A 10,531-nucleotide genomic window follows, 5' to 3' on the forward strand; every position below is an offset into this window, starting at 1 on the left:
TCTCATTCCACATACGAGCCCCCTCGCACTACCTCCCCCTCTGTGATTTTGGTCACTTATATGGCAGTGAGTTCCGACAGTTACGACATTGTGCTCTGCATCGAAAATCCGACATCTCGTACAGAGTGGACAAAATCATCACGGGGCGTCACCTTCCCTGGAGTGCAAGGATCAGTCAGCTGTCCGAAAGGTGCAGTATTCCAGGGGGAATGAAGCACAATCTGTCAAGGGGGTGATGCAGAGAGTAGCTGAACTGACTACCCTGTGTCGCCCCTTGTTGCTGGTCCGGCACTGTGCTGAAATTCCACGGACCGCCGGAGGCCACCCCTCCACTGCGCCACTGCCAGCGCCGGGGCCCATTCCAAAGGCGGCACACGGGCACTCAACAGGGTCCACAGCAAGGACCCTTGCCCGCCCGAAACTCGACACCGTCCTGTCCGCGTTCTCGCGGGGGGCGCCTGGTCCAGAGGTTGCGACGCTAGTGCAGGGACGTATCAAGAGGGGTGGCGGCGGCCCGGGCGACCCGGCGGACCGCGAAGCAGCCGTTCGCCAGCAGTCATCGGCGACTCCCCCAATCGAGACCGGTCGGGACAGCGCGACGAACAGCCGACAGAGATCGGCGGACGCCGCGCAGGCCCGAATAGGACGCGTCGCCCCGGTTCGGGTCTCCGGCGCGAAGCGCTACGCCCTGAACAACTGGCGTATCCGGACCAGGCTGACGGCGCTGCTGGTGCTGCCCGTGGTCGCGGCCATCGTCCTCGGTGGCTTCCGCATCCAGTCCTCGCTGCAGACCCAGGACCAGCTGGGGCGGGTCGCCCAGCTGGGTAACGTCGCCCAGGCGGCGACGCTGCTCGCGACCGCGCTGCAGGCCGAGCGCGACGAGATGGCCGGCACGGTGATGTACACCCAGTCGGCCGACTCGGACGAGATCACCCAGGACCAGAAGACCACCGACACCCGGCAGACCGCGTTCACCAAGCTGGTGGAGTCGCTCGACAAGTCGACCCTGCCGGCCGACGGCGCCGACATCACCGACATCGAGACCAAGCTCAACCAGCTGAACCAGATCCGGACCGACGCGTTCAGCAACGCCAAGACCGGCACCGAGGCGGAGCCGACGGTCCAGGCGTACGAGAACCTGATCCAGCCGCTGCTGGCACTCAGCCAGGACCTCGCGCTGGCCTCCTCCAACTCGGAGCTGGTCCAGGCCACCCGGTCGCTGCAGGAGTTCTCCAAGTGGAAGGACGACCAGTCGGTCGTCCGCGCCGTCATCGCGGCCGGTCTTGCCACCAACGACCGGTCGATCAAGGCAGGTCACGGCCCCACCCAGCTCAGCCCCGGTGACCGGGCGTTCGTGCGTTCGGCCAGTGCCAGCGCCGACAGCACCAAGGCGACCTTCGAGGGCCTCTACGGCGTGACCAGGGCCAACAACCTCGACGGCGCCTGGCTGAACGCGATCAACGTCACCCGTGCCGGTCTCGTGGTCAAGGGCGTGGTGAACGCCACCGACGGCTGGGGAGGTTCGAGCGCTCCCCCCACGTACAACGACTGGAACGCCGAGGCGACCACCCAGATCACCAACATGAACGCGGACGAGTCGATCCTGGTCCAGCAGCTGAACAGCAAGGTGCTCTCGCTGCGCAGCTCCGCCCAGCAGGACGCCATCATCAACGCGGCCCTGATCGCCCTGGTCCTGCTCGTCGCGGTGATCGGCGCGGCCATCGTGGCCCGTTCCATGGTGCGCACCCTGGGCACGCTGCAGTCCGCCGCCGAGGACGTCGCCGAGCACCGGTTGCCCGAACTGGTCCGGATCCTCTCCGAGTCGGACCCGCAGGACGTCGACACCTCGGTCGCCCCGATCGGCATCAACACCACGGACGAGATCGGCTCGGTGGCCCGCGCGTTCGACCAGGTCCACGCGCAGGCGGTGCGCCTGGCCGCCGAGCAGGCCCTGCTCCGAGGCAACATCAACGCGATGTTCACCAACCTCTCGCGCCGCTCCCAGGGCCTGATCCAGCGTCAGCTGTCGATGATCTCCGAGCTGGAGAGCCGCGAGGCCGACCCGGACCAGTTGGCCAGCCTCTTCAAGCTGGACCACCTGGCGACCCGTATGCGCCGCAACGGTGAGAACCTCCTGGTCCTCGCCGGTGAGGACCCGGGCCGCCGGTGGACCCGTCCGGTCCCGCTGGTCGACGTGCTCCGTGCCGCCGCCTCCGAGGTGGAGCAGTACGAGCGGATCGAACTGGCCTCGGTGCCGACCGCGGACGTGGCCGGACGAGTCGTCAACGACCTCGTCCACCTGCTCGCCGAGCTGCTGGAGAACGCGACCTCGTTCTCCAGCCCGCAGACCCGGGTCCGGGTCACCGGGCACGCGCTGCCCGACGGCCGGGTGCTGGTCGAGATCCACGACACCGGCATCGGCCTCTCCCCCGACGACCTGGCCGAGATCAACGAGCGGCTGGCGAACCCGCCGGTGGTGGACGTCTCCGTCTCCCGCCGGATGGGCCTCTTCGTGGTCGGTCGACTCTCGCTCCGCCACGGCATCAGGATCCAGCTCCGCCCCAGCGACTCCGGCGGCACCACCGCGCTGGTCATGCTGCCGGTGGACGTCACCAACGCGGCCGAGCGCCGCGGCGGTGCGCAGGCCCCCGGCCAGCAGCGCCCGCAGGGCGGTCCCCAGGGCGGCGTTCCCGGCGGTCCGCAGGGACCGCAGAGCGCCATGCAGGGCTCGATGCAGCAGGGCCAGGGCGCTCCCCCGGTCCGCGGTCAGCAGCAGCGCGGCGCGGTGCCGCAGGCCCCCGGCCGTCCCTCGCTGCCCCCGCAGTCGCCCGAGCAGCCCGGCCTGCCGCGCCGCGGCAACGCCCCCGGACTGCCGCAGGGCTCCTCGCCGATGGGCGGCCAGCAGGGCGGCCCGCGCCGTCCGCAGGCACCCCAGCCGCCGCAGCCCGCCCCGCAGCCGGTGCAGGCGCAGGAGCCGCAGCGCCCGCAGGCCCCGACGGCGCCCGCGGCCCCGCAGCCGACCGGCCCGCTGGACGAGCGCACCCTGTGGGCCGAGCAGCCGCAGCACGGTTCGCCGCTCGGCCGTCCGCAGCCCGCGGACGCCCTGGGCAGCGCCGACAGCACCGCCCAGTTCGCCCGGCCGCACTTCGACGAGGAGCCGGCCCGGCCGATCCCGCCGCGGCCCGCGCCGCAGCAGCCGCAGCAGTTCGCCCCGCAGCGTCCGCAGGCGCCCCAGCCGCCGCAGGGCAGGCCCCCGCAGCAGCAGCCGATGCCGCCGCAGCAGCAGTTCCCGCCGCAGCAGTTCCCGCAGGCTCCGCAGCCGCAGGCTCCGCAGTCCCAGACTCCGCAGTCTCAAGACCTGGCGAACCACCCGCTGACCCGGGCCCTGCCGCCGGCCGAGGCCGGGGCCGGCAGCTCGCCGATCTTCGAGGCGATGGAGTCCAACTGGTTCCGCAGCGGGCGGGCCGACCGGATGCGCGCGGTGCAGGTGTACGGGCAGGAGTCCGCACAGCCGCCGCAGGCGCCCCAGCAGCAGGCTCCGGGCCGGCCGCAGCCGTACCAGCCGCAGCGGCCGTCCACCTCGGCCGTGCCGGCGCCGTCCGGCGCCGACCGGGCCCCGTTCGGTGCTCCCCCGCAGCGTCCGGTGCCGCAGCGCGGCACCGCGGAGGGCGTGCCCTCCGGCGCCACCGCCGCGGGACCGTGGCGGGCGTCGGCGAACGACGAGGTCTGGCGCCGGGCCGAGCAGGTGCGCGAGCCCAGCGCCGGCGGAGTCCTTCCGTCCGGGCTGCCGCGCCGGGTGCCGCAGGCCAACCTGGTGCCCGGGATGGCCGAGTCCACCCCGGCCGAGGGCCCGCAGCCCCAGGTCTCCCGTTCTCCCGAGGAGGTCCGCGGGCGGCTCACCAACCTGCGCCGCGGCATCCAGCAGGGCCGTCAGGCAGGTAGCGACAACCACAACCAGGCCACTCCGAACCAGGCCAACCAACCGAACCAGAGCGGTGGCCCGTACGGCAGCAACCCCCAGGAGCGTTGACTCAGATGAGCCAGATGTCCCAAGCGGCACACAATCTGAACTGGTTGATCACCAACTTCGTGGACAACACCCCCGGGGTGTCGCACACGGTGGTGGTCTCCGCCGACGGCCTCCTGCTCGCCATGTCCGAGGGCTTCCCCCGGGACCGTGCCGACCAGCTGGCCGCGGTGGCCTCCGGGCTGACCTCGCTCACCCAGGGCGCCTCACGCATCTTCGAGGGCGGACGGGTCACCCAGACCGTCGTCGAGATGGAACGCGGCTTCCTGTTCATCATGGCCGTCTCCGACGGCTCCTCCCTCGCCGTCCTCGCCTCACCCGACAGCGACATCGGCCTGGTCGGCTACGAAATGGCCCTCCTGGTCGACCGCGCCGGGGACGTCCTGACCCCGGCCCTCCGGGCCGAGCTCCAGGGCAGCCTGCTCCACTGATCGGCGCCACCGCACCACCACCCCCTCACGCACGACCAGCCAGCCGCGGAGTGGCACGACGGACCGCTGCAGCTCAAGGAGGACAGATGACCCCGCCCCAAGGCTCCACCGGTCCGTACGGCAACGCGTACGGCAACTCCTACGGCAGTTCGCACGGTGGCGGTCCGCACGGCGGTCCGCAGAATCCGGCCCGGCAGCCGCTGGTGCGTCCGTACGCGATGACCGGGGGCCGGACCAGACCCCGGTACCAACTGGCGATCGAAGCACTCGTCTCCACCACGGCCAACGCCGACCGGGCCGGGTCGCTGCTCCCCGAGCACGCCCGGATCGTGCAGCTGTGCCGTGAGGTCAAGTCCGTCGCGGAGGTCTCCGCGCTGGTGCCCATGCCGCTCGGCGTGGCCCGCATCCTCGTCGCCGACCTGGCCGAAGCCGGCCTGGTCGCGATCCACCAACCGGCCGCAGCCGTCGAGAACGGCGGCACGCCGGACGTCACACTGCTCGAAAGGGTGCTCAGTGGACTTCGCAAGCTCTAGGCCCGCGGCGCCCTTCGCGCCGACGCCACCCGCGCCCGCCCGGCGGGCCACCACCTCGGCGAAGATCGTCGTGGCCGGCGGCTTCGGGGTGGGCAAGACCACCCTGGTCGGGGCGGTCTCCGAGATCAACCCGCTGCGCACCGAGGCCGTGATGACCTCGGCCAGCGCGGGCATCGACGACCTGACCCACATCGCCGGGAAGACCACCACCACGGTGGCCATGGACTTCGGCCGGATCACCCTGGACGAGGACCTGATCCTCTACCTCTTCGGCACCCCGGGACAGGACCGCTTCTGGTTCATGTGGGACGACCTCGTCCGCGGCGCCATCGGCGCCGTCGTCCTGGTCGACACCCGACGCCTCGCCGACTGCTTCCCCGCCATCGACTACTTCGAAAACAGCGGACTCCCCTTCGTCGTCGCCCTCAACGCCTTCGACGGAAACCAGACCCACAACCCCGAAGAAGTCCGCGAAGCACTCCAACTCGGCCCCGACACCCCCGTCATCACCACCGACGCCCGACGCAGAGACAGCGCCAAATCCGCACTGATCACCCTGGTCGAGCACGCGCTGCTGGCACGGCTGCGCTGAAACGGGCGGCTCCGAGGCCCGTTTGCATAACATTTCAACACGTAATTCCTGCACAAGTTTCACCCCTTGTGAGCGGATGTGCACACTGCGCTGAGCAAAGAGTGGGCATTCGCCGCAGGTGGGGCTTTATGTCCGATTTATCGTCAGGACGTGGACCTGGCACAGGTGTTTGGCCCGTACACCGCGTACGTGCTGAAATTCCTGCGATCCGCGCAGATCAGTAGCACGTTCAGAAATGGCCGCCCGGCCGAGAGGTTGTTGTCGAGTGAGGCAGAAGCAGGCAGACCCCGGACCGAGGCAGGCCGTTCCCCTCCCCGTGGACGACGGAGGCTCCCGTTGGGGCTTCCGCCACTGGCGGGTGCCCACCCGGTTGACAGCCATCGTGCTCGTCCCGGTGCTCACCGCCATGGCCTTCGCCGGGCTGCGCGTCAAGGACCAGCTGGACCTGGCCGACGCCGCCGCCCAGAACGAGAAGGTGGCGATCCTGGTCCGCGACGCCACCACCGTGGCCGACGACATGCAGACCGAGCGCGACCTCGCGGTCATCCCGCAGATGCAGGGCATCCAGAACGACGCGGGTCTGCTGGCCGCCCGCAAGCAGACCAACACCGACATCGCGCTCATGAACGTCGACGCCGCGAAGGTGAAGCCGGACCTGCAGATCACCACCGACCTGGGCGCCTTCAACAGCCAGGTCACCAAGAGCCTCGGGGACCTGCGCAGCAAGGGCAACGACGTCCGCAGCAAGACCTTCGACCCGGTCGACACCGAGGTGCTGTACTCCAACATCTACCTGGGTCTGCTGGGCCTGGACAACGAGCTCGGCTTCGGCGACAAGAACCTCAACAGCCGCGGACGCGAGCTCTACACGCTCTCCCTGGAGAAGGAATCCACGGCGACCGAGCGCAACCTGGTCACCATCGCGCTGATGTACGACAAGATGCCGGCCGACCTGGCCGTCGCGATCCAGGTCGCCAACCGGCTCACGGCGACCACCGTGGGGCAGTTCCAGCTCGCCGGCGTGCCCGCCGACGTGGCGCTCTACAAGAAGACCGTCATCGGCCAGGACATCGACGCCCAGGAGAACACCCTGGTCGGCATGATCGGCGCGAAGTCGCTCAAGTCCTCGGGCATCACCGCCCCGTCCTGGTACGACACCGCCACGGTCCGCATCAAGCAGATCCGCAAGGTGGAGACCACGGTCACCGACCAGATCGTCGCCGACGCCAAGCAGGCCCAGAGCGACGCCGACCGGCAGGCGCTGACCATCACCGCCGAGGCCCTGGCGCTGATGCTGGTCGCCGGGATCCTGGTCTACCTGATGGGCCGCTCCATGGTCCGCGGGATGCGCACCCTGCGCGACAGCGCCCAGGACATCGCCGCCGAGCGGCTGCCGGACCTGGTCCGCAAGCTCTCCAAGACCGACCCCGAACGGGTCGACACCACGGTCCAGCCGATCCCGCTGACCGGGCGCGACGAGATCGGCGAGGTCGCCCGCGCCTTCGACGACGTCCACCGCGAGGCGATCCGGCTCGCCGCCGAGCAGGCCCTGCTCCGCGGGAACGTCAACGCGATCTTCACCAACCTCTCCCGCCGCTCCCAGGGCCTGATCGAACGCCAACTGGGGCTGATCACCGAGCTGGAGAACAACGAGGCGGACCCGGACCAGCTGGAGAGCCTGTTCAAGCTGGACCACCTGGCCACCCGTATGCGCCGCAACGGCGAGAACCTGCTGGTCCTGGCCGGCGAGTCGGCCGGACGCGAGTGGGCCGACCCGATCCCGCTGGTGGACGTGCTGCGCGCGGCGGCCTCCGAGGTGGAGCAGTACGAGCGGATCGAGCTGAGCGGGATCCCCGAGACCGATGTGATCGGCCCCGCCGTCACCGACATGGTCCACCTGCTGGCCGAGCTGCTGGAGAACGCCACCACCTTCTCCAGCCCGCAGACCCGGGTCAGGGTCACCGCGACCCGGCTGCCGGACCAGCGGGTGCTGGTCGAGATCCACGACAAGGGCATCGGCCTCACCGCCGAGGACTTCGCCGCGATCAACAGCAAGCTGGCCGACCCGCCGACCGTGGACGCCTCGGTCTCCCGGCAGATGGGCCTGTTCGTGGTCGGCCGGCTGGCCGAGCGGCACGGCATCCGGGTCCAGCTCCGCCCGTCCGGCGAGTCCGCCGGGACCACCTCGCTGGTCATGGTCCCGGACCACCTGACCCAGGTGCCCCGGATCTCCGAGCCGGAGGAGCAGTTCACCGTCTCCCGGATCTACGGGGAGCCCGAGAACGGCACCTACGCCGACCCGGACGACCGCACCGCGAGCGAGCTGGGCTTCGACGACAGCCGCTACGAGCGCCCGGTGGCCGAGGTCGGCGCAGGCCCCGACCTGATGCAGCGCACCATGCGACTCGGCCAGCGGCGCGAGCAGGCGGCGCTGGAGCCCGCGGCCCAGGAGGCGGCGGCCCAGCAGGCGGCGGCCCAGCAGGCGGCGGCCGAGCAGCAGGCCCCGGCGCAGGGCTACCAGGAGCCGTACCAGGCCGAGCCCTACGAGCCGTACGTCCCGGAGTTCGACGAGCGGGCCTTCGACCAGGCCTTCGGCGGTCCCCAGCAGGGCTACCCCGAGGCCCCGTACCCGGCCGCGTACCCCACCCCCGACCCCTTCGCGTCCCAGGACCCCTACCCCGCCCAGGGGTACGGAGCCCAGCAGCAGTACGGCGCGGAGCAGTACGAACACCAGCAGTACCAGCAGTACCAGCCCGAGGCCGAGCCCCAGTACGGTCACCCGTACTACGCGGAGCCCCCGCAGTCCGCCCCCGCCCCCGCACCCGCCTCCGAGGCGCCCGTGGCCCCCCAGCCCCCCGCACCCCGACCCGCCTCCACTACACCGCCCGCGCTGCCTCAGCGGCCGTCCTCCGCGCCCGCTCCGGCCGCCAACGGGTCGTTCGGCACGCTCCCCACCCGCCGTCCCGGCCAAGCCCTCGGCGGCGGTCGGGCGATCGGCGACCGGGAAGCCGGCGAACGTCCCAACTGGTTCACCGGGGCCCGCGAGGAGGAGGACGACCAGGCTCAGGCCGCGCCGTCCGCTCCCGTCCCCACCGCGCCCGCGGCCACCGCTGCCGAGCCCGCCACCGGGGGAACCACCCCGGCCGGACTCCCCCGCCGCGTGCCGCGGCAGAACCTGCTCCCCGGCAATGTCGCGGAGCCCAGCACGGCCGCACCTGCCGCGTCGCCCCAGCTGTCCCGATCCCCCGAGGAGGTCCGCGGCCGGCTCACCAACCTGCGCCGCGGCATCCAGCAGGGACACAACGCGGGCGACGCACCCTCCCCCGACCAGCACGGCGGCGCCGATCTCTTCGGCAGCCCGAACCACCCGGAGCGTTAGCAGTGAGTCAGATGTCCCAGGCGGCACAGAACCTCAACTGGTTGATCACCAACTTCGTGGACAACACCCCCGGGGTGTCGCACACGGTGGTGGTCTCCGCCGACGGCCTCCTGCTCGCCATGTCCGAGGGCTTCCCCCGGGACCGTGCCGACCAGCTGGCCGCGGTGGCCTCCGGGCTGACCTCGCTCACCCAGGGCGCCTCACGCATCTTCGAGGGCGGACGGGTCACCCAGACCGTCGTCGAGATGGAACGCGGCTTCCTGTTCATCATGGCCGTCTCCGACGGCTCCTCCCTCGCCGTCCTCGCCTCACCCGACAGCGACATCGGCCTGGTCGGCTACGAAATGGCCCTCCTGGTCGACCGCGCCGGAACGGTGCTCACCCCGGCCCTCCGGGCCGAGCTCCAGGGCAGCCTGCTCCACTGAACGACTGCTCCACCGACCGGCCGACACGCACCACGTACCACCAGCAAGAGCCACAACGCACCTGTCGCTCCACTGTGAGGAGGAACCGTGACACCGCCTGAGGACCAGAACGGCCAGTACGGCACCGGCTATCCCGGTACAGGCCACGACGCGTTCGGTGGTCCGGGCGGCGGCGGCTACCCGCCCGCGCCCAACTACGCGGGCAGCTACGGCCATGAGCAGGACCAGCGGCACGGCTACGGCAGCCAGCCCTCCCCGGGCTACCAGGACAACCCGTACGCCAACGGCGGCACGGCCAACCCGGCCCCGAACGCGCCCACCACCAGCGGCACCGGATCCGGCTACCCCAGCCGGCCGTCCTACGCGGACGACTGGAAGCACCAGCCGCCGCAGGAGCCCGAGCCGGACGAGGAGCCGCTGATCCGTCCGTACGCCATGACCGGCGGCCGGACCCGTCCCCGCTACCAGCTCGCCATCGAGGCGCTGGTCTCCACCACCGCGGCGCCGGAGCGGATCGTCTCGCTGCTCCCCGAGCACCAGCGGATCTGCAATCTCTGCCAGGACATCAAGTCCGTGGCCGAGATCTCGGCTCTGCTCTCCATGCCGCTCGGCGTGGCCCGCATCCTCGTCGCCGACCTGGCCGAATCCGGCCTGGTGGCGATCCACCAACCGGCCGCCGGAGGCGAATCCGGTGGCACGCCAGACGTGACACTGCTCGAAAGGGTGCTCAGTGGACTTCGCAAGCTCTAGGCCCGCCCCACCGGCTGCCAACGGAGCCCGCCGCACGACCACCTCAGCGAAGATCGTCGTGGCCGGCGGCTTCGGGGTGGGCAAGACCACCCTGGTCGGGGCGGTCTCCGAGATCAACCCGCTGCGCACCGAAGCGGTGATGACCAGCGCCTCGGCCGGCATCGACGACCTCAGCCATGTCGCCGGGAAGACCACCACCACGGTGGCCATGGACTTCGGCCGGATCACCCTGGACGAGGACCTGATCCTCTACCTCTTCGGCACCCCCGGCCAGGACCGCTTCTGGTTCATGTGGGACGACCTCGTCCGCGGCGCCATCGGCGCCGTCGTCCTGGTCGACACCCGACGCCTCGCCGACTGCTTCCCCGCCATCGACTACTTCGAAAACAGCGGA

8 protein-coding genes are annotated in these 10,531 nt (G+C 70.9%); all 8 read left to right on the plus strand.

Going from position 1 to position 10,531, the window contains the following annotated elements; genetic code table 11:
- Positions 1 to 730: 730 nt before the first annotated feature.
- Positions 731 to 4,030 carry a sensor histidine kinase gene (locus tag ACEZDG_RS35605; protein WP_415860289.1) on the plus strand — a complete coding sequence of 1,100 codons (3,300 nt, stop codon included), beginning with the start codon at positions 731 to 733 and terminating at the stop codon, positions 4,028 to 4,030.
- A gap of 5 nt (positions 4,031 to 4,035) precedes the next feature.
- A complete protein-coding gene (locus ACEZDG_RS35610) occupies positions 4,036 to 4,458 on the plus strand; it encodes a roadblock/LC7 domain-containing protein (RefSeq protein WP_034090093.1) in 423 nt (140 codons plus the stop codon).
- Positions 4,459 to 4,544: 86 nt separating this feature from the next.
- Positions 4,545 to 4,991, plus strand: a complete 447-nt coding sequence (locus tag ACEZDG_RS35615) for a DUF742 domain-containing protein (protein WP_380518395.1) — start codon at positions 4,545 to 4,547, stop codon at positions 4,989 to 4,991.
- On the plus strand, positions 4,972 to 5,583 hold the full coding sequence (locus ACEZDG_RS35620) for a GTP-binding protein (RefSeq protein WP_380518400.1): 612 nt from the start codon (positions 4,972 to 4,974) through the stop codon (positions 5,581 to 5,583). The genes ACEZDG_RS35615 and ACEZDG_RS35620 overlap by 20 nt, the downstream gene beginning before the upstream one ends.
- A 370-nt stretch (positions 5,584 to 5,953) precedes the next feature.
- Entirely contained in the window at positions 5,954 to 8,962 is a 3,009-nt protein-coding gene (locus tag ACEZDG_RS35625; protein WP_380518403.1) for a sensor histidine kinase, read from the plus strand.
- Positions 8,963 to 8,973: 11 nt separating this feature from the next.
- The gene (locus ACEZDG_RS35630) at positions 8,974 to 9,387 is read left to right on the plus strand and encodes a roadblock/LC7 domain-containing protein (protein ID WP_370084116.1); all 414 of its coding nucleotides are present in this window, start codon (positions 8,974 to 8,976) and stop codon (positions 9,385 to 9,387) included.
- A gap of 87 nt (positions 9,388 to 9,474) precedes the next feature.
- Positions 9,475 to 10,137 carry a DUF742 domain-containing protein gene (locus ACEZDG_RS35635; RefSeq protein WP_380518405.1) on the plus strand — a complete coding sequence of 221 codons (663 nt, stop codon included), beginning with the start codon at positions 9,475 to 9,477 and terminating at the stop codon, positions 10,135 to 10,137.
- Positions 10,118 to 10,531, plus strand: a 414-nt coding sequence (locus ACEZDG_RS35640; RefSeq protein ID WP_380518408.1) for a GTP-binding protein, incomplete at its 3' end; no start/stop codon positions are given. The genes ACEZDG_RS35635 and ACEZDG_RS35640, both read left to right, overlap by 20 nt.

Source organism: Streptacidiphilus alkalitolerans, assembly GCF_042511045.1.
In the GTDB taxonomy this organism is placed as follows: domain Bacteria; phylum Actinomycetota; class Actinomycetes; order Streptomycetales; family Streptomycetaceae; genus Streptacidiphilus; species Streptacidiphilus alkalitolerans.